Origin of the sequence: Paenibacillus polymyxa, assembly GCF_018614975.1 — a bacterium.
Taxonomy (GTDB): domain Bacteria; phylum Bacillota; class Bacilli; order Paenibacillales; family Paenibacillaceae; genus Paenibacillus; species Paenibacillus polymyxa_E.
This window is the reverse complement of record NZ_JAGGNR010000009.1, coordinates 45,006-68,472: the sequence shown is the minus strand read 5'-3', so window position 1 is coordinate 68,472 and position 23,467 is coordinate 45,006. Positions and strand designations below refer to the sequence as shown.

The 23,467-nt window shown below is 47.9% G+C and carries 17 protein-coding genes; 4 read left to right on the top strand and 13 right to left on the bottom strand.

From position 1 onward, the window contains the following. Positions 1 to 117 precede the first annotated feature (117 nt). Genes J7E78_RS07260 through J7E78_RS07250 form a run of 3 tightly spaced genes read right to left on the bottom strand, consistent with a single transcriptional unit; the run spans position 118 to position 4,267 of the window. The gene (locus tag J7E78_RS07260; RefSeq protein WP_215075618.1) at positions 118 to 1,479 is read right to left on the bottom strand and encodes an ANL family adenylate-forming protein; all 1,362 of its coding nucleotides are present in this window, start codon (positions 1,477 to 1,479) and stop codon (positions 118 to 120) included. Further along, positions 1,473 to 2,891: a BtrH N-terminal domain-containing protein gene (locus J7E78_RS07255; protein ID WP_215075617.1), complete on the bottom strand. Its 1,419-nt coding sequence runs from the start codon at positions 2,889 to 2,891 to the stop codon at positions 1,473 to 1,475. The genes J7E78_RS07260 and J7E78_RS07255 overlap by 7 nt, the downstream gene beginning before the upstream one ends. Then, a complete protein-coding gene (locus J7E78_RS07250; protein WP_215075616.1) occupies positions 2,888 to 4,267 on the bottom strand; it encodes an alpha/beta hydrolase in 1,380 nt (459 codons plus the stop codon). Before J7E78_RS07250 ends, J7E78_RS07255 begins: the two co-directional genes overlap by 4 nt. Positions 4,268 to 4,714: 447 nt before the next feature. Here J7E78_RS07250 and J7E78_RS07245 point away from each other — a divergent pair, with 447 nt between their 5' ends. Then, positions 4,715 to 6,871, top strand: a complete 2,157-nt coding sequence (locus J7E78_RS07245) for an alpha-amylase family glycosyl hydrolase (RefSeq protein ID WP_215075615.1) — start codon at positions 4,715 to 4,717, stop codon at positions 6,869 to 6,871. Between the two features lie 94 nt (positions 6,872 to 6,965). Here the strand turns inward: J7E78_RS07245 and J7E78_RS07240 are convergent, their stop codons facing one another. The 4 genes from J7E78_RS07240 to J7E78_RS07225 all read right to left on the bottom strand — a co-directional run bounded on the left by J7E78_RS07240 (position 6,966) and on the right by J7E78_RS07225 (position 11,919). Beyond that, a complete protein-coding gene (locus J7E78_RS07240) occupies positions 6,966 to 8,252 on the bottom strand; it encodes an MFS transporter (protein WP_215075614.1) in 1,287 nt (428 codons plus the stop codon). 148 nt (positions 8,253 to 8,400) lie between these two features. Further along, positions 8,401 to 9,237: a sugar ABC transporter permease gene (locus J7E78_RS07235; protein WP_215075613.1), complete on the bottom strand. Its 837-nt coding sequence runs from the start codon at positions 9,235 to 9,237 to the stop codon at positions 8,401 to 8,403. Further along, positions 9,234 to 10,589, bottom strand: coding sequence for a sugar ABC transporter permease (locus J7E78_RS07230; RefSeq protein WP_215075612.1), 1,356 nt, complete (start codon positions 10,587 to 10,589; stop codon positions 9,234 to 9,236). The genes J7E78_RS07235 and J7E78_RS07230 overlap by 4 nt, the downstream gene beginning before the upstream one ends. A 43-nt stretch (positions 10,590 to 10,632) precedes the next feature. Continuing rightward, positions 10,633 to 11,919, bottom strand: a complete 1,287-nt coding sequence (locus tag J7E78_RS07225; RefSeq protein ID WP_215075611.1) for a sugar ABC transporter substrate-binding protein — start codon at positions 11,917 to 11,919, stop codon at positions 10,633 to 10,635. A 445-nt stretch (positions 11,920 to 12,364) separates the two neighbouring features. Between J7E78_RS07225 and J7E78_RS07220 the strand changes: the two genes are divergently transcribed. Next, complete coding sequence (locus tag J7E78_RS07220) at positions 12,365 to 13,399, top strand: LacI family DNA-binding transcriptional regulator (RefSeq protein WP_215075610.1); 1,035 nt, start codon at positions 12,365 to 12,367, stop codon at positions 13,397 to 13,399. Between the two features lie 175 nt (positions 13,400 to 13,574). On the opposite strand, the gene J7E78_RS07215 is transcribed toward J7E78_RS07220, so the two are convergent. After that, positions 13,575 to 14,333 carry an SDR family oxidoreductase gene (locus J7E78_RS07215; RefSeq protein ID WP_215075609.1) on the bottom strand — a complete coding sequence of 253 codons (759 nt, stop codon included), beginning with the start codon at positions 14,331 to 14,333 and terminating at the stop codon, positions 13,575 to 13,577. Positions 14,334 to 14,759: 426 nt separating this feature from the next. Here J7E78_RS07215 and J7E78_RS07210 point away from each other — a divergent pair, with 426 nt between their 5' ends. Then, complete coding sequence (locus J7E78_RS07210) at positions 14,760 to 15,353, top strand: TetR/AcrR family transcriptional regulator (RefSeq protein WP_215075608.1); 594 nt, start codon at positions 14,760 to 14,762, stop codon at positions 15,351 to 15,353. Between the two features lie 154 nt (positions 15,354 to 15,507). Here J7E78_RS07210 and J7E78_RS07205 read toward each other — a convergent pair whose 3' ends face one another. The 5 genes from J7E78_RS07205 to J7E78_RS07185 form a co-directional block, all read right to left on the bottom strand. Next, positions 15,508 to 16,647, bottom strand: a complete 1,140-nt coding sequence (locus tag J7E78_RS07205; RefSeq protein WP_017690481.1) for a toxic anion resistance protein — start codon at positions 16,645 to 16,647, stop codon at positions 15,508 to 15,510. Between the two features lie 20 nt (positions 16,648 to 16,667). Then, on the bottom strand, positions 16,668 to 18,356 hold the full coding sequence (locus J7E78_RS07200; RefSeq protein WP_215075607.1) for a vWA domain-containing protein: 1,689 nt from the start codon (positions 18,354 to 18,356) through the stop codon (positions 16,668 to 16,670). 12 nt (positions 18,357 to 18,368) lie between these two features. Beyond that, positions 18,369 to 19,100, bottom strand: a complete 732-nt coding sequence (locus tag J7E78_RS07195; protein WP_251034884.1) for a hypothetical protein — start codon at positions 19,098 to 19,100, stop codon at positions 18,369 to 18,371. A gap of 393 nt (positions 19,101 to 19,493) precedes the next feature. Continuing rightward, positions 19,494 to 20,060: a Uma2 family endonuclease gene (locus J7E78_RS07190; protein WP_215075605.1), complete on the bottom strand. Its 567-nt coding sequence runs from the start codon at positions 20,058 to 20,060 to the stop codon at positions 19,494 to 19,496. Positions 20,061 to 20,142: 82 nt separating this feature from the next. Continuing rightward, entirely contained in the window at positions 20,143 to 22,464 is a 2,322-nt protein-coding gene (locus J7E78_RS07185) for a beta-L-arabinofuranosidase domain-containing protein (protein ID WP_215075604.1), read from the bottom strand. A gap of 182 nt (positions 22,465 to 22,646) precedes the next feature. On the opposite strand from J7E78_RS07185, the gene J7E78_RS07180 reads away from it, so the two are divergent. Then, complete coding sequence (locus J7E78_RS07180) at positions 22,647 to 23,411, top strand: helix-turn-helix transcriptional regulator (protein ID WP_215075603.1); 765 nt, start codon at positions 22,647 to 22,649, stop codon at positions 23,409 to 23,411. The last annotated feature ends 56 nt before the right edge of the window (positions 23,412 to 23,467 follow it).

Genomic DNA, 23,467 nt, shown 5'->3' with positions numbered 1-23,467 from the left:
ACCGGGGAACAGCCTCTCCTACATCTTATACGTCATATCCTAACGAACCAAGCACACGTTATTTGCTTCATTATAAGCGGGCTAAATGCCTAACGAATCAGAGAAGCGTTATTTCGTTTAGGATATCGACATCATCGGTTTACGGATTTTCTTCATTCTCGGACTGACGAGTTCTTTCTGTGTAATTACGATTTTCTGCGGAATCTTGTATGAAGGCAGCTTGTCCCGACAATATTCCCAGATGGACCGCCTCAGATCAGTGAGAGTACATTCTGTAGCCAGCCGGATCGTCACCTTCACCCTCTGACCAGTGATACCACTCTGTTCTCCCGAAACTACGGCCGCTTCAATACATTCCATCTCTTCCAGAACACCCTCGACCTCGGCAGGATACACTTTCCGTCCACCTACATTAATGATCTCGGAACGGCGACCCAGAATACGGATGTACCCCTGCTCCAGCACAGCTTCATCGCCTGTTCGCAGCCACCCATCCTCTGTAAAGGGTGATGGTGCATTCAGATATCCAATCATCGCTGTTGTTGAATGAATCTGCAATTCTCCTTCCACCACCCGGTATTTGACCTCTTCATCTTGAATGGAAAACAGCAACGAGCCTGGCTCTTTGGAGCGGGTTGGCAGAATGCCAAGTTCAGACATGCCATAGGCTTGTATCGTCCTTAATTGTGGAAATCTCCGGTTCCAGGCTGCCAGTACGGATTCAGGCATCACTTCCGATCCGTATGACACAACTTCGAGACTGGATAGATCATACCCCTCATCATTTCTACCCAGCAGCAACAGATTCATGAATGTTGGAGAGACCGGAAGAGCCTGCACACGAAACTTCTCAATCGTTCGGCACACTTCTTCGGGAGATCGATCCGCAATGATACAGAGACAGCCCCCACTGGATAGGGATTGCAGCATTGTATTCACACCGCCGATGTGATCAAACATCATGAATGGAATCGTTCGCAAAGGCCGAACCTGCCGCCGAAAACCATGTAACAGCCGATCTGCACGATGCACAGTCGCTTTACTCACTCCGGTTGATCCGGATGAAAAGAGTACCAGTCCGCCTACGCCCTCCTGTGCCAGTGACGATAACAACAAAGGTACCTCTCCAGATGAGTCACACGTTTGCCGAATGCGCAACTTGCCTTCTTCAATGCCCAAACGCCACTTCACTTGTGCCAGTTGGATATATTCCTCTCGTTTGGCTTCAACCAGGTACCGATCCATGGGGAGCACGATACACCCTTGTCCGAGCAAAGCAACCAATGCTGCCGCTGCATATGGGGAATAATCTTCCTCCAGCGTTACAAGTTGCCCAGTCAGCCCTTCTGCTGTGATCCACCCACTCATGATGCCAACCTGTTCCAGCAGCCAACGGTAACTGTACTCCTGATCCTTCCAGATCAGTGCAGGATGCTCTCCCTGCTTCACGAATCGTTCAAGCAAGAATTGGTTCAACATCTTGCATCCTCCTCACCGGCAGGCGCCCATTGCTGTGCGAGATAATCAACAAGTGAACCTACGGTCCGATATGGGCTTTCCGGCATGGAAGCAGCATCCATCTCCGCCAGTGCGGCTCCCATCCCTGTCCCCCATCGCTCTTCGATTCCCTGCTCTACCACTGCAAGCAATGACACGAGTTCCAGCGAATCCAGTTGCCCACTTCGTCCGTACAGCGGAGCGTTACCACCCTCAGCAAGTGGAATCGATGTATTATGGTACACGTTTAACTCCCGGCAACTATCCAATACGATACGGAGCAGATCCTCCCTGTGTTCTTGACCAATCATCGACACAGCCTGACGTGAGAAGCACTCTGCCTGAGGTATGGACTGTCGAAGTGACTCATACCAGTGCCATTCATCGGTGACCAACATTTTAATTACACCTGTTAGCTGTACTTTCCACTGCTCACGCTGCTTTATCCGACTGACCTGAAGCATACTGTATGCCTTCTCCCACCGTGCAATGATGTCGCTGAATTCTCTCGCACATTGATCAATTGGAGAACCGATCCATAAGGCAGACTCCTGAAGAAGATCTCGAAGAAAATAGCGACTCCATCGCATATCAAACAGCAGACCGGATATTAACATTTCATTGGCCGGATCCCCTTCATTCGACGTATGCAACACATCTAAGAGTTGCAGAGACACCGCATGTCCAAAATGAAAATTGCGCTCTCCTTGTGTAATCGTCCGGCCAGTCAGAAATTCTTCAATCTGCGTTGTTAACGCCTGAGTCAACATTTCGCGGTAACCCGCAGAGTCAAGCTTCACAGTCGCCCGAATGTCCATGGTGCCATACCTTCGAAGTTCTTCTTTGCGCTTGGCTTCCGCGAGCTCGGGTATGCTTTGGTTACCTTTCCAGAAGTCATGAAAGGCCGCTTGAGCAACCTTCCCCATATATTTGGAGGGAACGGGATCATAGACATGGACATGCTCATCTTCCAAACCATATACGGCAATCCAGTGGTCTACCAGATGTAGTCGGGAGCCTTGCTTCACGTGTTTGCGAATGTACTCGGGATTCAGATAATCCTCACAGTAAGGCAGATGATAACTGGTTCCTGTAGCCAGAAAAAGCTCACCTTCGCCAATATGCTGCCGGATCTGCGTCTTGCCTTCCTCGAAGCTGTCCAGCTGTCGCTGACCATACATCTCCCAGATGGGCTCTACATAATCCAGTTTGTGAAAATAAGGCTTCACCAGTCCGTTATCCCCGCACGAAGGAAGGCTGTACAACCGACTTGCCGCCAGCAATGCCAGACTTGTGATGGATCCTTGTCGATGGAGCACTTCATGAATCAGAGGAAAATTGCAGGGATAATAATAGGGAATATCCAGCACTGGAGCGAATGAAGGAATGATCATTTTGGGCCTCCTGTTCCCATTTTGGCTGACGTACTGCCCCAGGATTGGATTAGGTAATGCACAGACATATCATCTGTCGCTCGAAGTACCCGATTGGCCATAGGTTTGCCATCGACATCGGTCTCGAAACGACGGAAACCACGAGTAAACCGGAAGGAGAACCCACTATCACGCGGGACTCGGTAACTCCCCTCATATCGACCTTCACCGGAACGGACAAGCTTCATGCCCATCCCGCCATATATCGTTTCCTCCGACTCTTCGTCGGGAGCTACCTCTGCACGAATGGAGACCTCTACGTGCGTAGACAATTCAGGAATGACCGTATAGATGCGTGTAGCAGACAGTTCCCCCACAGTCAGCGTGATGGATGCACTTCCAATACCGACAGGAACCAGCTCCCCACTCGTAAGAACCTGAAGTACATCCGGGGCACTCGATGAATAGTTCCCTTGCAGCAGACTCTGAACCAATCCGCTTTCGTAATGAATACGTGCATTAATGCAGACATTCATTCCACCCTGTAGCCCGATGACATCCCTACCAAGCAGTTCGAGCGAAGATGGCTTACCCACGTGACCGAACATGTACAGTAACGGGAGGTGAACGCGTGCTCCCCAGTCGCCTTCCTGGTGACATGCATTCGGCTGTTCGAGAAATGCCAACTCCTCACCCGATCTGACTCCCCGTTCATGCAATTGATGAGCCACCCTTCGGACCTGTGAAGGCAGAAACAGACCTTCCGTATCCCCAATATCCATCCAGATTCGAACGTTGGGCATCTCCTCTGGCAAGCGATACATGTTTTCTTCCAACAGTCCGCTTTCCAACGTTTCGTCCAGCTGCACATCCACATAGAATGGCGACATCATGATCAGTTTTCCGAACACATCCGGATTTCGCATACCCATGTGCAGTGTACAAAGCGCCGCGGCAGATGAACCTAACAACCCGGTATTTGACTTGTCCGACAGCGTCCGATATCGATGATCAATGAGCGGTTTGAGCTCATGAATGATGAAATGCTCATAGGCGATGCCTGAGCACCCCACACTCACGGCCTCTCTCTCAGGAGCAATGAAGTGGTAGAATTCGTTGTGCGTGACTGGACGGACATGTGTAATGCCGACAATAATCAGTGATTCAATCTGCCCGGAGGAGATAAGAGCGTCTGCTGCCTGATCCATATTCCATGTTTCATTGCCTGGCCCGGATGGACCAAAAGCCCGCTGCCCCGCATGAACGTACAGAACCGGATAATGCCGAGCTGTCTGCTCATGGTAACCGGGCGGGAGGTACACATAAATGTTGCGGATATTGCCCAGTCGCGACGCCTGAATGCCTTCCAAACATTCGATGACAGAATGGGTACTCAACGATTATCAACCGCCTCTCTTTTCCCGATTCGACTGCATAATGCAAATAACCCCGCCTCAGAAGAGACGGGGTTGTCCCAGAACACACGTAAGTGTCCCGGGATACATAGCCCTTATATTGTGAATCTGCGAATAGTTTAAATCCCCGGACATGCTTTTGTAAACATAAAAATAGAAAATAAATACTCTCAAAAAAATTATTGACATAAGATCCAATATTTCTTACGATAACGTTGTGATCATAACTCGAGGGCCATGCTTTTAAACCTGAGCGGTTTAGGACAACCCCGGTAACTCCCGAAGGAGATGCCGGGGTTGTTGGCGTGTCAAAAGGAGGGAAGTCTTCAATCCACTGCGTATCATTACGTTGTACTGAAAGCGCTATTATTCAAGAGCCAGGTTGGTTGTTTATCTAAACTACTACATTCACGAGAAGGGTGGATTACTATGTTTCAAATGGCCAAACGCGTACTCCTCAGCACCACACTGACACTCAGTTTACTGGCAGGGGGCGCACTTCCCTATCTGCCTGCTTCCGCGATCTATGCCGATGCAGATACCGCGGTTACCAACAAGCAGAACTTTAGTACAGACGTCATCTATCAGATCTTTACGGACCGCTTCCTGGACGGCAATCCTTCCAACAATCCCACCGGAGCTGCCTACGATGCTACATGTAGCAACCTGAAGTTGTATTGCGGAGGTGACTGGCAGGGTCTGATCAACAAAATCAACGATAACTATTTCAGCGATCTGGGCGTTACAGCATTGTGGATCTCCCAGCCGGTTGAGAATATCTTCGCCACGATCAACTATGGCGGCGTAATCAACACAGCTTATCATGGCTACTGGGCACGTGATTTCAAGAAGACCAATCCGTATTTCGGAACGATGGCTGACTTTCAAAATCTGATTACAACCGCTCATGCCAAAGGCATCAAGATCGTAATTGACTTTGCACCGAACCATACGTCTCCTGCCATGGAAACCGATACGTCCTTTGCTGAGAATGGCAAGTTATACGATAATGGTAATCTTGTTGGCGGATATACGAATGATACGAATGGTTACTTCCATCACAACGGCGGCTCCGATTTTTCCTCTCTGGAGAATGGTATCTACAAAAACCTCTATGACCTGGCTGACCTGAATCACAATAACAGTACCATTGATCAATATTTCAAAGACGCGATCAAGCTATGGCTTGATATGGGCGTGGATGGTATTCGCGTTGATGCGGTGAAACATATGCCTCTCGGCTGGCAAAAGAGCTGGATGTCCTCCATCTATGCACATAAACCCGTATTCACCTTCGGTGAATGGTTCCTGGGATCTGCTGCATCGGATGCGGATAACACGGAATTTGCCAACGAATCCGGGATGAGCCTGCTCGATTTTCGCTTTAACTCTGCCGTGCGTGACGTCTTCCGGGATAACACATCCAACATGTATGCTCTGGATTCGATGATTACAGGCACAGCGGCGGATTACAATCAGGTGAATGATCAAGTTACGTTCATCGACAACCATGATATGGACCGGTTCAAAACAAGTGCCGTCAACAACCGTCGTCTGGAACAAGCGCTGGCTTTCACGCTGACTTCACGCGGCGTACCTGCCATCTATTATGGTACCGAGCAGTATCTGACAGGTAACGGAGACCCTGATAATCGGGCCAAAATGCCTTCTTTCTCCAAAACAACAACGGCCTTCAATGTCATCAGCAAGCTGGCCCCTTTGCGCAAATCCAATCCGGCAATCGCCTATGGCTCCACTCAGCAACGCTGGATCAATAATGATGTGTATGTCTATGAACGCAAATTTGGTAAAAGCGTAGCCGTGGTCGCTGTGAACCGTAATCTCTCCACACCAGCAAGCATCACAAATCTAAGCACTTCACTGCCAACAGGCAACTACACCGATGTACTGGGCGGCGCACTGAACGGTAATAACATCACTTCCACCAATGGTACCGTCTCTTCATTCACGCTGGCTGCCGGAGCAACAGCGGTATGGCAATATACAACGAGTGAAACAACACCGACCATCGGACATGTAGGTCCGGTGATGGGCAAACCGGGTAATGTCGTTACCATTAGTGGACGTGGATTCGGTTCCACCAAAGGCACGGTATACTTCGGTACATTAGCCGTAACCGGTTCAGCGATCACATCGTGGGAAGATACACAGATCAAAGTGACGATCCCAGCTGTTGCCGCAGGCAATTATGCTGTGAAAGTAGCTGCGAATGGCGTCAACAGTAATGCGTATAACAACTTCACCATCCTTACGGGTGATCAGGTCACTGTACGATTCGTCATTAACAATGCTTCCACCACACTGGGTCAGAACATCTATCTGACAGGTAACGTGGCAGAACTCGGCAACTGGAGTACGGGCACAACAGCTATTGGACCTGCATTCAATCAAGTTATCCATGCCTACCCAACTTGGTACTATGATGTGAGCGTGCCCGCTGGAAAACAACTGGAGTTCAAATTTTTCAAGAAAAATGGGGCAACCATTACGTGGGAAGGTGGTTCCAACCACACATTCACCACACCAACCAGCGGTACTGCGACTGTAAATGTAAACTGGCAATAGAATTTTCTGTCCACAAGCTAACCCGGAGTTACGCTAACGCAGCGTGTGCTCCGGGTTTTGCTATTGGATTATACTATATAAATTTCTCACATTTCTAATGATAGGTTCGGATCGACTTCAATGTTGTGGCTGCCAGAATACCTGTGGCCAGCAGCAATATGCCCACGCCTTGCAACACAGAAGCTGCCCCCCACTGATCTGCCAATACGGAGACAACAGTCAATCCCAGAATAGGCGCTGTACTGGTGATTGTTCCAACTACGCCATAGACTCTTCCTTGCAACTCGTCTGGAACAGCTGTCCTCAGCATAATCTGGGTGAGCATCGTACAGCACGCGAACATCGCACCTCCGCCCACGATGAACGGCAACGCCATGATTGGCGAGGATACATTCGCCAAAAAAATATAGAGTGGCCCCAACACAATCAGACCGATAAATACCCATCTCCCTCTTCGCTTCAATCGTTTCCCCGAAGCAATCAGCAGTGCAGAGCCAATCATATATCCAAGTGGAATACAGGTTTCAATTAATCCAAACTGTACCGGATTCGCCTCCCATACCTTAACCGCCATCACTTGAACCAGCATCATGGCCGACATGAAAAACAAAATCAGTACGGGATTAAGCAATACAATCGATCGAATCAGATGATTGCGATAGATGTAGCCAAACGAACTGCGCCACTCCTGAGCAAACGTGGTCTGCTGATTAACGGAGCGCTGTACCTCTGGAAAGCGGCCCGCCATCAGCACACACACTGCGGACAACAGAAAGGTTGCCCCTGTAATTAATATGGCGACGAATCCGCCAAATGCAGCAACAGCAATCCCAGCTGCAGCTAGTCCACTGATTCGGGCAAGATTATCCACCATATGAATGGTTCCGGTTGCTTGTTGAATATGCTCCCTGCCCACCATACTTGCTACAGAGGCGTGGAATGCAGGTGCCTGAAACAGACTTGAAAACATGGAGAATGAGAGCAACAGCAGCACCACCGGAAACGGAGCATGCCAACCGAACAGGCTAATTGCAATCAGCACAGCCATCACACCGCGGAATACATCCGAGGCCAGCATCAGCTTCCTGCGATCCAATCGGTCTGCAACCGTACCCGCAACCGATCCAAACAGAAAACTGACGGCCATATTGCAGACCTGTACGGCTGCCATGCTCTTCGCACTGCCTGTGGTCTGTAACACCCACAAGCTGATCGCAATCCCATTGAAGCAATCCCCGAAGACCGAGATGCCATAGCCGTACAAAATCCTTCGAAAGGTAACATTGTGCCAAAGTGTTGGCGGAGCTTTAGTATTATGCAATGCAGCTTGTCCATCTGGGTATCCGATAATCTCGGGCTCACTGGACGGGTTCATGCCCATACATCACGTTCCTCCCTTATCATCATTCGAGCCCATACAGAACCAGGCACTTCCGCAGTAGCGCCAGTCGATAAAGACATGACATTACGGAATTGCCTGGTTGGAGTGCCGCAGGGATCGCGACTGACTATGCTGTTATGGCACAGGATTACCCTTTCGAAGCTCCCGCCGTCAGCCCCTGAACAAGGAATCGTTGCAGGAAAACAAACAGCAGTGTGATTGGGATGGCGATCAGAACTGCACCCGCAGCAAACATCGTAAAGTTACTGTCCTGGTACCGGTTGACCAGGTCCCACATGCCTACCGCAAGCGTCCAGTTCTCCTTTGTCCTCAGCACCAATCGAGCGAAGATAAAGTCCATCCATGCACCCGTGAAACTGGTTAGTGCCACATAAGTTAGCATCGGCTTGGATAAGGGCAGGATGATGCTGGTAAATACACGCAGATGACTTGCACCATCCATGCGGGCTGCTTCGTCCAGACTACGCGGGATGGTGTCAAAGAAACCTTTGACGATAAATCCGCCCAGTACCGCCCCTGATGAATAGACCAGGATAAGTGCAGCATGGGTGTCGAGTAATTTAATTTGCAGCAAAATGATATAGATTGCAATCATGCTCATAAAGCTTGGGAACATGCCGAGAATTAGCATAGTGGAGAGAATTGTTTTACGTCCACGGAAGCGGAAGCGGGACAAGGCATACATCCCGAGCGTCACCATCAACGTGGAGAAGATCATCGTGAAAAAGGCAATTTTCAACGTATTCATATACCATCTGCCGTACATAAAGGACGGGTTATTGAACAGCTCGCCGTAATGGGTCAGCGTAAAAGCTTCTGGCCATAACCGTTCACTAAACAATGCCGCACCAGGTCTCAGGGAAGAGAGAAAGATCCAGAGCACCGGATAGATGGAGACAACGGCGATGATCACCAACAACACATAACTCAGCGCCAAACGTATCGGATTGTTGCGTGTCTTCATTGAATCATGTCCTCCTCCTTGAATGATTTGGAGCGGCGGAAGTTCCAGATGGAAAATGAAGCGATAATGAGGAAGATGATAATTCCTACCGCTGAAGCCATGTTGAATTTGTTATTGTCGAGCGTGAGCTTGTAGAGCCAGGTTACCAACAGGTCGGTCGCCCCTGCATACTGGTAGTCCCCCCGTAGCGGATTCCCGTTGGTGAGCAGGAAGATAACGTTGAAGTTGTTGAAGTTTCCGGCGAACTGCATGATGAGTACCGGGGTCGTGGCAAAAAGAATGAACGGCATCGTAATGATCCGGAATTTCTGGAATGCAGATGCTCCATCCACTTCCGCAGCCTCGTAGAGATCACGAGGGATGGCCGTTAATACACCCAAAATCAGCACCATACTGACGGGTATGCCGATCCACATGTTGACAACAACGACAGTGACTTTGGCCCAGAACGGGTCTGTCAGCCAGGGTAAACCCTCAAGTCCAAACGCTCTCATATACGTATTGATTGGACCAAACTGACCATTGAACAGATTACGCATGAGCAGCAGGGAGATGATCTGCGGGATCGCATAAGGCAGAATGAAAATGGTCCGCCACAGCTTCTTGAAGCGTATGCCACGCTGTTCAATCAACAGTGCCACAAGCACGCCGCCAAAATAGGTGGTGACTGTAGCCAGGATGGCCCAGATGACCGTCCAAGTGAGCACGCCATAGAATGTCTGACTCCACGATTTCAGCTGTATCAGATCGCTGAACGTCTTGAAGCCTACCCAGTCCACGAGTTTGGCTGGCGGAATATGGTCCGGGGCTGAATAGTTGGTAAATGCAATCGTGATCGTAAACAGGATGGGCATAACGGTGAAGAAAAGAATGCCCAGTGCCGGGATGGACAGAAACAGGTAGGGAAAGTTTTTGTCCATCATGTCTCGAAGCGAAGCCGCTGCGCCCAGGGTCTTCTTCCCTTCCTCTCTTGCAAGTCCCGTGACGTACGCATCCCGAATATTGAGAATGTAGATCAGAATAAACACAAAAAACACCAGCAGTACGATAATGCCATCAAGCAGTAAAAAGATGGAATGGTCTCCCCTTTGAAGTACGGTGGACCCATTCACTTTGACAAAACGCTGTGTATTTTCACCCAGTGTCCATATGCCCCATACAGCCTGTGATAGACGAGGAAGCAGGTAAGCAAGCCCTGCCCCCTCCAGTAACAATAGACAAATACCCTTAATCCACTGTCGATTGTACAGCTGTCCAAGACCTTGCAGAATGATGGAACATATGGCCGCTGTCATCCGGTGTTGTCTTTCCCTGTTCGGTCCAACGGGCACCGGGACATGCTGCTGTTGCATTCGCTCTCTCCTCCCCGCCTATTGCTAACCTGGTCTTTCGTCTCTATTGGACGGTTGCAAGGCTTTCCTGGATCTGCTTCACTGCATTATCCAGCGATGCCTTCACGTCCTTATCGGTATCCCAGATATCCGTAATGGCCGACGTGATCGGTCCCCATACGCTGTCCATGGCAGGAAGCGAAGGCATTGGCGTAGAGTTGTTGAATTGCTCCAGGAAGGCCTTGTTGATCGAGTCCTCCTGCAGCTTCGGATCAGCAGCTACGTTTTTGTTCGCAGGAAGTGTACCGTTCAGGTCAAAGTTCTCCATCTGGGCCTCTTCATTGGAAAGGAACGCTGCCAAGAGCTTCGACGCATTCGGGTATTGTGTAAATGCATTCACATAATAGGCTTTAACACCTGAGAAGGAGGTCATCGGTTTGCCATCAATTGCCGGAAGCGGAGCAACGCCAAAATCAATACCTGCATTGCGATAATCGGCAATGGTCCACGGACCGTTAATGTCCATCGCCAGCTTGCCGCTGGAGAATAATCCTTTTTTGATGTCATAGTTCACATCGCCCATCTTAAGTGGCAGCACTTCCGACTTCAGTGTCTGCAAGAACTGTCCACCCTTCTGGGCTCCTTCGTTATTCAGACCGAGATCCGCGCTGTCCATCCCGTTGTCTCCAAAAATATAACCGCCCTGTGAAGCCAGGAATGCATAGTTATAGTAAAATTGCTGCAATTCCCACATTAGCGCATACTGATTGGATTTCACATTATTGAACGTTTTGGCGAAACTGATAATCTCATCAAAGTTTTTCGGAGCTTCTGGATACAATGCTTTGTTGTAAAAGAGAGCATAGGTTTCCACGCTGTACGGATAGCCGTACAGGATATCCTTGAACGTCACCGCCTTCAGTGCGTTGTCGCTGGTGTTCTCTACGGTCTCTGCTTCGAATATGTCATTGGGCAGAATAAGTCCCGCCTCTGAAGCGCTACCAATCTTATCGTGTGGGAAAACAACGACATCTGCCGCCAGACCCGCCGGGCCATCCGTCGTTAGTTTGGTTACCTGATCGGTTGGAGGTAATTCCTCCATTTTGACCGTTACCCCATACTTCTCTTCGAATTTTTTGGCTCTTTGCTCAATAAAGCTGCTTTGATTTTTATCCTCCCAGATCACCAGGGTTGCCCCTTCTTCAGGCTGAAGGTTCTCGGCTGTCAGCTCTACAACTTCCTCCGGATTCTCACCTGCCGTAGTTGGAGATGGACTTCCGCCTCCAGCCCCGCACGCAGCCAGTGTAAAAGCCATCATGACGGACAATGTTGCCCCTTGCCATTTTCTCATGTAAAATGTCCCCTTCCCTCTGCTTGGTCCAACAAAGTTCGCGCTTTTCACCCTTTTGTCTGCGTATGTTGTCAGGTTTTGCATCCCATATTCTCTTTTGTACAAACGTTTGCTCAAATGGAAGACAAGATGACCTTTCCGTTCAATATGTAGGGGTAAACAAGTCAAGAAGTATGTAAATCCACCGATGTAAGCGCTATAATAACAATCACATCATACAATAACGAACTTTATTTGCACAAACGTTTGCACAATCCATATTTGCTCAATTTCAACCAATTTCCTTCTTCTACCTACAGTAATTTCCTGTTTCCTTGTTCAGACTCTTTCTTCCTTTATTTTACTTCGTATGCATCCCTTACTCGGCAGTTAGCAATTGATTTCTCGTATCCTTTGGATTACCATAGGAGAATATTTATACGATTGTTCAGAAGGGATTTTTTACATGATTACGATCAAGGATATTGCCAAATTGGCGGGTGTTTCCCCTTCTACAGTGTCACGGGTGATTTCCAACCATCCCAGAATCAGCACCAAGACGTCTCTCAAGGTGAAGCAAATTATGAAAGAATTGAACTACCATCCCAACATCATCGCGAAGAGCCTGGTTTCCAAAACAACACATACCCTTGGCATTATGCTTCCACGTCCTGCAGAAGAGTTGTTTCAGAATTACTTTTTCGGGGAACTGCTGCGAGGTATTATTGCACATGCCACCCGTATGAATTACGAATTGCTGCTAACAACCGAAACATCATCAGACAATGAACTGCACGCGATATCACGCCTTGTGCATGGCCGTAGAGTGGATGGTATTCTGCTGCTTGGGTCCAAACGAGATGATCCCATCATTTCTTTTTTGGAAGCGGAAAAGTTTCCTTTTGTGTTAATCGGTCGCAGTGAAGCTCATCCAAATGCCCCCATGGTGGACAACGACAATGTGCAGACCGCTTATGATGCGACTCATCATCTGATCGCTCAGGGACATACTCGAATTGGATTTGTCAGCGGTCCACCGGACATTACGTTATCGCATGATCGCATGTTAGGATACCAAAAAGCGCTTGCCCAAGCCGGGCTGGATGCCGATAGTGACTGGATCGTGGAAGGCGAATTTCTACAGGAAAGTGGATTCAGGGCGATGTCGCTGTTCATGTCCTTGCCGGACAGACCCACCGCAATCGTTGTCATTGATGACAATGTGGCCTTCGGAGTATTGAGAGCTCTTGCCGAGCTTCATTATCTGGTGCCTGAAGATATCAGCGTGGTCAGTTTTAACAATATTGCGTTATCTGAACTGGCTTCACCCCCACTAAGCTCTATAGATATCGGAACCTATCAGCTGGGCTATACAGCCGTTCAGGTCTTGTTGAAAATTCTAAGCGGGGAACCACAGCCTCATAATCCGGTCATTATCCCCCATCGTCTGATCGTGCGTGAATCCTCACTCTTTTCCAAGCCAAAGCCACCCTCAGATTGATTCATTTCGAGTATCCGTGTAGTAATGCAAACGTTTGTCCTACACGAACTATGAACTGTTATTCTCCACAGTATGTAGGTGCATAGGTGTAAAAAAAAGAAGCCGCATATCCTCATGCGGCTTCCTTAATTCACACACTATTTCCGTACTCCATGCTCGACTGCACTTGAAAGGATTAGTAAGAGCTCCAGCCAGCATCTGCTGTAACGACAGTTCCGTTCACGAAGCTGGCCTCGTCCGATCCGAGGAACAGGGCCACTTTGGCGATCTCTTCGCTCGTCCCAATGCGTGGGTTGGTTGCCATGCCCAGCTGTTGTCGCCCTGCACCGTATGGACTAATGCCAGTCATGGAGGTGCTGATATTGGTTGCCACGGCTCCTGGAGCAATCGCATTACAGCGAATGCCTTGCTCAGCATACATGTATCCTGTATTTTTGGTGAAGCCTACGACCGCATGTTTGGAAGCTGTATAGGCTGCGCCTGCACGTCCGCCGTGCAATCCACCTGCTGAAGCAATGTTCACGATGACACCTTTTTGTTTTTCCAGGAAGATCGGCAATACTTTACGCGTTGTCCGCATCACACTGGTTGTGTTCACAGCGAACAATCTCTCCCACTTCTCATCCGTTACATCTGCTGCCGGCTCCATGCCATCCATAATTCCTGCATTGTTAATCAGAATATCCACTGTACCATATGTGCTCACCGTCGTATCGATCAGATTTTGCACATCTTCTTCTTTGGCTACATTGGCCAGGACGACAATCGCTTCTCCGCCCTGAGCTTTAATATCATTTACTACCGCTTGTGCGGATTCCTCGTTAATATCCGATACAACAACTTTCGCCCCTTCTTGAGCATACAACGTGGCAATTGCTTTCCCCATACCTGAACCAGCCCCTGTAACAACTGCAACTTTATCTTGAAGTTTCATTCCATGTATCCTCCTTTGTGTATTCGTTTACAATAAGTTAACAAACAAATGTTCATTAACTCTTATCCTTAGTATAATAAGTCATAGCGTTTCACTTCAATCAGTAAAAGCTTGCCCAGTTGTACGTTAAACAACACTACTAAGCCCAAATGTACTTTAATTAATAAAGTGAACTATAGAGATTGAACTAAACATTTACACGAAACGGAGAGGACAGAAATAACCTGAAGAAGCGAAGCGTTCGTCTAAAAGCTTTCTGAAAGAAAGCTGCATCGGAAGCATAAACTTCGCCTTTATCCCCGGATTTACCATTTATAAAAGGAATCAAAAAATCTGGGGATAACAGTGATCGGAAGGTTGTTCTGTCATCGAAGTGATCAGTGTAAATATGCTTTAGTTCAACTTATATAGCGAGGAGGAAAATAGATGTCTGAAACTCCGAATTCAATGGACCGAAGAATCAAGAAATCAAAAGCTGCACTGAAGCATGCACTCATCCATTTGATGCAAAAACATCCCTTTAAAGAAATATCGATTACGGATATTGTGCAGCGAGCCGACCTGAACAGAGGTACATTTTACAGGCATTATCAGTACAAGGAAGACCTGTTCAATGAGATCATCAATGATGTGATTCAGGATCTGGTGACTTCTTTCCGCAAACCTTATCAGGATAAGGAAGAGTTTGAGGTTAATCTGATGCCGTCTTCGGCGATCACTATATTTGAGCATGTGCACCAACACGCACAATTCTACACATTGGTTGTGAAATCTGAGGCCTCCTCCAACTTTCAGCGCATGATCTGTGATGTTCTTCGGGATCTGGCTTTACAGGATCTGAACCACATCTTCCCGCAGCATATCAACCATGAAATATTGGCAAGCTACCAATCTCATGCGATATTCGGCATGATCATGGAGTGGATTCGTCAGGAATTCAAGCACAGCCCCGCCTACATGGCCGAGGAATTATTTAAGATCATTCATTACAAGCCTGACAATGTCGTGTTGAGAAACTGAGAATTTCAAATCGTCATTCTTCCCTATAAGGAATTCGAACAATACCTAGATCAGATATCAACTTAGCACCGATCATCATTCAAATCCTAAAAGCGACCATCCCCAAATGATGAATAGGGAATGGTCGCTTGGTTCGTTATAATAAATGTTTTAATTACAGCCCCAGCTTCTGCCCTTTCTCCAACCGCTGAATCTGCTGCTCGCCGGTATCCGCAAGTTCACGGAACTGATTAATCGTCTCACGCATTCTTGGCAAAGCCTCCTGCTTATAAAGACTGATTGAATCGAGCGCTGACAGCACATCGGTGAACGCCTGTTTCATCGTATCCACGGAGATGCTGGCTTCATACGCCTGCTTTTGGATGGCAATCCCCTGATCCTTGAGCATCTTGGATGTTCCGGCGATCAGATCGTTGGTTGTCTGGTTCAGCAATTCAATCTTCTGCAATACAATCTTCTGATTATACAAAGCACTTGCTACAGTAACGGCAATTTTCAATGCCGAGATCGTTACATTCTTTGCCCGGTCTACCCCTCGGATCAGTTCCTTATTATTGCGGATGACTACTTCAATCGCCATGATGCCCTGCTGGTTCACGACCAACATCTGCTGCAGATCCATCACCCGCTGACGGAGCGGGAACAGCACTTCTTCTGTAATAAAACGAACTTTCTCGGGGTCCTCATTGCGGACCTTGGCGGCTTCAATCTGCGCGTCGATGGACTCATCCATGAGCACGCCAAGCTGGATTTCCTTTTGCAATCTTTTGGTGAGCTCCCGCAGGTTCTGCTGTTCGATCTCAAGGGTCGTATTATCGTTACGCAGGGTGGACCTGCCTTTATCCAAAGAGGTTACGATGTCAGCGATGACTGCGTCCGCCTTCTGGTATTTCAGGAAATAGGCGCGAAGCGGATTGAACAATTTCCCAAGGAAACCGGTCTTGGCAAAGTCGACCACGCTCGGGTCGAGATCCTTCAGTTGCATATGCAGCTCAGTCAAGCCTTTGGCGACCTGACCGCCCTCGTCTCCTGTCTTGGACAGATGTCCAACGGAGACTTGAAGCAAGGCGTTTTTCTCGGAAGAGGATCTCATCGTGTTCATGCCAAAGCCGTCTATGGATTGCAAAATCTCTTTGCGTTTCTCCAGGGATTCGAGATCCAGTGTCATGATCATCTCTACGTTGGCATTTGCCACTTGTTGAAGCTCCGCGACCTCGGCGGGCACCGGTTTCACTTCTTCTTCGATCACCTTCTGAATTTCCTTCTGGCTCGGTATTTCCATTGAAAATGACATCTACAGTTCCCCCTTTAAATTTACATCTGTACGTTAAACAGGTTTCCGATCTTGTACACGACATCGTCGGTATCGGCATTGATGCTTGCAGCCTCGTTAATGCTGGAGATGCTTTCCAAAGCCTTGATGTCCGCGTTGTAGCCAATCGTATAGATTGGCACTTTGTACGTTTCAACCAGATCCCGAATATCCTTGAGGGTGTGACCTTCGTTGGTCTCGCCATCACTCAGGACAAAAATCAACGGCTTCACGTTTGGATCAGCAGCCATATAATCTTCCAGCATCTTCATCGCCACTACGATTCCATCAAAGGTCGCCGTACCACCGCCAGCTTGCAGACTATCAACTGTACCAACAAACATGGACTGCTGGTTCGTATCATACTTGGCAATCGGCAGATTCACGGTTACGCCGCTGGAGTAAGAAACTAATCCAATACTGTTCTCGGTGCCCAGGTACTTCTGACCTTTGCGCAGGGACTCCTTCAGTCGGTTAAGCGGTTCGCCGTCCATACTTCCGGATACATCCGTCACGAACACAGCGGCAATCGGTTTGCTGCCGTTCTTCTTCTCTTTCCATACTTTCTGCGCGGACAGCAACGTGCCGCCATCCACGGTAGCCAGTTCGGATTTGTAGTCCTGCAAACCGTTGAAGCCAAACTCTTCCGCCGATTGTTGGTACTTCGCCTGGGTTACGAATTCCGCGAACTTCTGGATAATCTCCTGTTTGTTCTGCGGCAATTGTCCCAATGCATACAGCGGGCTATCATGTCTCACGCCAAAAGGTGTAAAGACGTATCCACTCTTCAGATCAGCGGTATTCACATACGTCTGGTATTCGAGTACAAAGGCATCCAGTCTGCCAGACTTGGCAGACTCCCGCATTTGAATCGTTGTCGAGGCCGTAAACGGCACATTGGTCTGGAATTTCTCAAATCCCTCAATAGCCTTCTCACCAAGCGGATTGGCGCTGTCATACGTATTCAGTGCGGTCACCAGGAAATTCAGCCCTGTGGAGCTGGCAAATGGATCGGTATATCCCATCGCGAGTTCATTGTTGGCAATGGCTTCAGTTACGGTTTTTACATTAACGGAGCCGTACGTATCAACCAGTGCGTCATACTTGGCTTTGGAAATGACAATCCCCGGAACGTTCCCGACCAGTCGCTCGGACACCATCTGAACCTTCACCCCACTAGCCTCAACCATCTCGCCCCACAGTTCGTTAGAAGGTGTAAATGCATCCGGCATATACTTGCCCGACTTGATATAATCGGTCGCTGTTCCGGAGGCGATGTTGCGGATTTTGACCGACACCTTTTTCCCACCAACGGTAATGTTCGCTTTGTTGAACTCCTCGCCCACTTCGGTTAACCAACCGTCTACCCCGCTGCCCGACTTCTCTGTGGAAGAGAAGATTTCGACGTAATCATTTGTTGTATTCTCTACGGCAATTGCAAATTTGGAGATATCCGGCAGTGATTCTGCCACATCGACAGGGTCGAGATCAATCTGTCCTTTGACCGGCTCCGCCGTCGCTGGTGCAATGTCCGCGTACAGTTTACCCAGCTCCTTACCTGCATTCTCTGTGCTCACCTGTGTGGTTGACTTGCCAAAGTTCGACGTCAGTGTAATCCCTGCATAGACCAGACCGAATACAAGTACCAGCATTACAATCGATATGAAAAAAAACTTTCCCTTCTTGGCCATACGAGCAACCCCTCACTGTCTGTATAATTTGGTGTGCTTGATTAATTGATCAATCTCCTGCATACAAGGCATCTGTTCAATATCTCCGGCTTCAAAGCTGTCGAGCCGTGAAATCTCCAGTAACAGCTGATCCAGCTTGAGCAAAATCTCCTCATTGGTGTGTAGTGCATTCTTCACATACGACAGATAATCGTTGTATACCTTGGTTTTTTCCTGAAAAAGCTTCTGGGGAAGTGTGGAGGATTTGGATTTCATCATGTTGGCATAGTCGGCTTCATCAAATACATTCAACCGGTTCAGTACACTGCGGATGTTCAGGTATAACAGCTTCTCCACTTCCAATGTGACCGCAGCGAATTTCTTGTAGCTCAGTTCCCCGGGATCAAACCGCTGATGAAGCACATTCAGGAGTGTTTCTTTTTTCTTTTTCATCCGGTTAAGTTGGGACAGCCCCAGCGTGATATCTTCTTCGAGGACTTTGATGCGTCTATAAAAAGATAGTGCTTCCACATAATCTTCATGTGTTTCGATATGCTTCACGGGCAGGACTACCGGCTGTCTGAACAGCAAAATGTAACTCCCATACAAGAGTGCCATTGCACTACCGAACAGAATGGTAACGGATAGCGCCGTTGTGAATGCACTCTCCTCGAAATTCAGCCCGATAAAGCCGGGTGAGAATGCGAGAACATTCACAGCCACAATACCGAGGATTAATCCCAACAATTTTATGTACTTAATCATGTTCAATCATCCGACCTCCTTTCATGTTAAATATTGAAGCTTCATGTCGTCATTTTCCTGTTCAACTTATTCTTATTGTACATGATGTTAACGCTCTCAGGTGGATATGATTGGATATTTGAATACTCATAATATACGTGGTTTGGGCTTATCCCATTTCATATTTTCAGGGACAACGTGGAACTTGGCAGGAAATGTTGTGGTCAATCATAAAAAGTGAGTTCTACGATACAGCAGATTGTGGAGATGAAATGTTATCAGGTAATACGTGAAAAATAGCTATGCGTGTCATTTTATATATAAGACTTGTCTGAAAAATAGTAATGCAAAAAGGACGAATCGGAGATCATCCGGTTTCGTCCCTTATGTATTGGTTCACTTTTTTTGTTTCCTCTACCTGAGCTTGAACAACGAATCCCTCGGAATGTGCAAGTCAGGATATACGACGGAAATAATCGTTTCCTGCTCTGTATACAGATGACGGGTCTGGTAACTGCCATCCTCCAGCGTGTATACATGGACGGTTTGATTGCCGGGGTCAACAATCCAGTATTCGTTCACGCCATATTTCTGATACAAGTTAAATTTTTCGTTAAAATCCTTTAACGCAGTTGAAGGAGATAACACCTCGATAATTAAAGAAGGTGCACCGTGACAGCCACTTTTGGATATCTGGTCTTTGGAGCACACCACCGATAAATCAGGCTGTACAACTTGATCTGGTAGGTCATATTGTTCATTTTCGCTAAAATACACATCAAAAGGAGCAACAAACACGAAACATTCTCGATTCTGAAAAAAAGTCCGTAAGGAGAAGTGCAGCTCACCCACAATAAACTGGTGCAATGAAGTGGGTGCTGGAGACATATTAAAAGCTTTGCCGTTAATTAATTCCCATGCCCCCTCCCAAGTTAACCAATCCTGAAAGTTATAAGTACCTTTATTATCGGGTTTTGCCACACTTCCAACCTCCTCTATCACCTAACCGTAATTTATTTTCATTATAACATTGTGTTTGCGCCTTTTCATATCATGCCTCTTATTACGAAAAGATGGAATCCGGTTTGGTTCGCATGGTGCGTACCTCTACAACTTTCCCGGCACAACCATTGTCGCCTTTCGCCTGGAACATTACCGTAACGCTGTCTTTGCCTGATGTAACGGTCTCAGGAATATCATAGGTCACATAGAACACTTCGCCGATTTTGTTCATATGAATTCGCTGCTCCCCAATGAGTGTTCCATCTACAGTAATGGTGAATTGTCTGTCATATAACGTACCTTCCCGTTCAAACGGGGAATGATCTCCGCCCCAATAGGCCACACATAGGTAATTGGTTGCTTCACGATCCACTGCCAGTTGGTAACTAAAGTAAGCCCCACTGATGCCAAAAGCCTCTCGCCACATATGCAACTTCTTACGGGCATCTGTGGTTGAACCGTTGTAGTGCTCACCACGGCAGTTGCTATCCAGTTGATGTCCTATTTCATCCTGCTGACCGTCAGCCTGAACCCTGTCGATTGTGATATCATTCAACTCTTTCTCCAGCGCATCCCCTTCATCGTTAAACGGCCAGTACACGGTATAAAATTCGTGATGCACATCATAGAACGGAATAAGCTTCACGGCTTCGCCTGTGGAAGTGACATCTTGGCTAAGTTCAAATGTTAACGTGTCTGCATCTACAACCTTGATCCACTCTCGTACATCCTCCTGCTCCGTCCAGATCACAGGTACGGGGGCAGTCTTGGGATTCAGTGCTGTTTCGTCCACAATCGTATCCTCGGGCAGACCCTCGCTTCCCAGTGCACCGGCGAGTACTATTGGCCCGTACAGGAATGCCACCTTATGGGCATCATCCCGGGAGGTGTACTGGCGGAGTGACATCGGCAGTGTGATGGTAATGACATCGCCAGCAGACCATGTGCGGTCGATGGACAGATAGCCGGGTTCCATCCGTGTATACGGATGTTCCGTATCCCCGTTGACGGTTGCCGTCATTGGCTGTTGCAGCCATGAGGGTACGCGTAATCTTAGATGAGCCGAGGCGTTGCCTCCGGTGATCGTCAGGGTCACCTTTTCCGAATAAGGAAAGTCGGTTTCGAGCTTCAGGGATATTCCCTGAGACGTCCAATCCAACTGGGATGCGATATATAGGTTGACGTACAGGTCCAGCTCATCCTCGAAATAAATCGCCTCGGCATATTTGCCCGGGTTCTCCATGCCTGATCCTGTGCAGCACCACCAGGCGGTATCGTGAGTACCATAGATTTTGTAGTGGCCTTGCAGCGTTGATGCAAAATACGTTTTGTTCCCCGTATCGGGGTCCTGCGTGCCGAGGATGTGATTGTAGATGGCGTTTTCATAATAGTCCATGTAGGCGCTATCGTGATTCCAGGCGAAGAGTTGTTTCGTTAAATGCATCATGTTGTGAGTACAACAGCTCTCTCCTGTTTTGATCCCCAGACTCTCCATGCCCTTTGCTTCGTAATGCTCCGAGATGCTCGTCGCACCAAATACGTAAGAACGATGATGAACCGTAGTATTCCAGAAAAACTCCGCCGCGGTCCGATAACTCTCATGGGTATGATCCTGGTTGTAGATTTCGGCTGCACCGATTACTTTGGGAATCTGCGTATTGGCGTGTTTGCCTTGAAGATCGTCTTGCTTATGCTCCAAGGGTCTCAGGATCAATTGATGGGTGAATTTGTTAGCGATCTCAAGATATAAGGCTTTGCCGGTAATCCCATACAAATGTGCAAATACTTCATTCATGCCCCCGTGTTCACTTTGAAGCATCGTCTGGATCTGTTCTTCTGTCATCGGGAGCAAACCTTCTACTGCCCAATCTGCAAATCGAGTAACTACCTCAAGTGCCTGTCTATTGCCAGTGAGTTTATATGCATCAATCAGCCCGCGATAGATTTTGTGCACACTATACCAGGGAACCCAGTATTCACCGATATTGAATCCACCGATATTCTCTGCTCGAAAAGCCATGTGGAAAGGTTCTTCGGACAAACCACCGATGTACCCGCTCCCCGTGGTCTGCTGGATTCTCGCCAGTTCGGTGACCGCATAATCCAGTCTTTCTTTTAACGTCATATTCCCGGTCGCCTGATACGTTACAGCCAGGGCAGACAGATAATGTCCGAGGGAATGTCCACTGATGGTGCGTGCCTCCCATCCCGCATAGCGTTCTTTTCGGGCAGGTAAACCATGGGCTTCGAAGCATGGAGCCAGGAATCGATCCATGTCCAGCGATAACAGATAACGCTCTCCAACCTCTTGTGATGTTTGGAACACACCATTTAACAGATCTACATGCTCCGGTCCCAGAAATCCTTTTTTCGTATCAATCATTACACTCACTCCTTCTCGGGATGTAATAGATATCCATTGATTCTTGAGGGGTAAAATCCGTTTTATTATCCATATGACTAATACTCTTCAATCCACTGTAGAGCTTGAATATCCCCATACTATCAAATAAAATACAATTACATCAGACTCATAATCCAAGAAAAGGTGGATAAATCCGTCCTATGCAAAACCGACTGGAACATTACCTGTGCGGCAAGTTCATATCCGAAGGCAGCTGGAGCCACATGAGACGCAGCATGCCCGTTCACGAGATCATTTTGATGCTGGAAGGTGAGATGTACATCGCGGAAGAAGAGGAACAATATGTAGTTCGTGCCAACGATCTGTTGTTTCTGCGCGCCGGTCGCACCCATTACGGCTACCAGATCAGCGAAACACCCGTCAGCTTCTACTGGGTTCACTATGATGCCGTGCAGGCAGAATTCAGTCGCTTTAGGACACATGCCACCATTCAGGTGCCTTCCATGGCCAATCAGTTATTCAAGCAGTTGCTGCATGTGTCATCCTTCTCACCAGAGGAAGCCAACGCTGCTTTGTTACTGTTGTTCAAGGAGCTGGAGCGCAATATAGAGACGGATTATCGCCCGCATAATGCAATTGTGGACCATATCTGCAAGTGGGTCGATATTCATCTGCATACTAACATCACGGTGAGTCAGATTGCGGAAAATTTTAATTTTAATAAAGACTATATCTCCAAAATGGTGAAACGCGAGAAAGGTACTGGACTTAAAACTTATATCCTCACCGAACGAATTCGCCGGGCAAAACAGCTGCTGCTGAATACCAATGCCAGTGTAAAAGAAATTGCCGGACAGTGCGGCTTCTCCGATTACAAGCTGTTCCTGCGTATGTTCAAGCAATACGAAGGCAATACGCCAACCGAATATCGCAATCATCTGTATTCCACACAGCTCAATCGTTGATGCGCTATGATCTATAGAAATGACTGAGTTAACTATAGAAAATTTGAATAAATCGG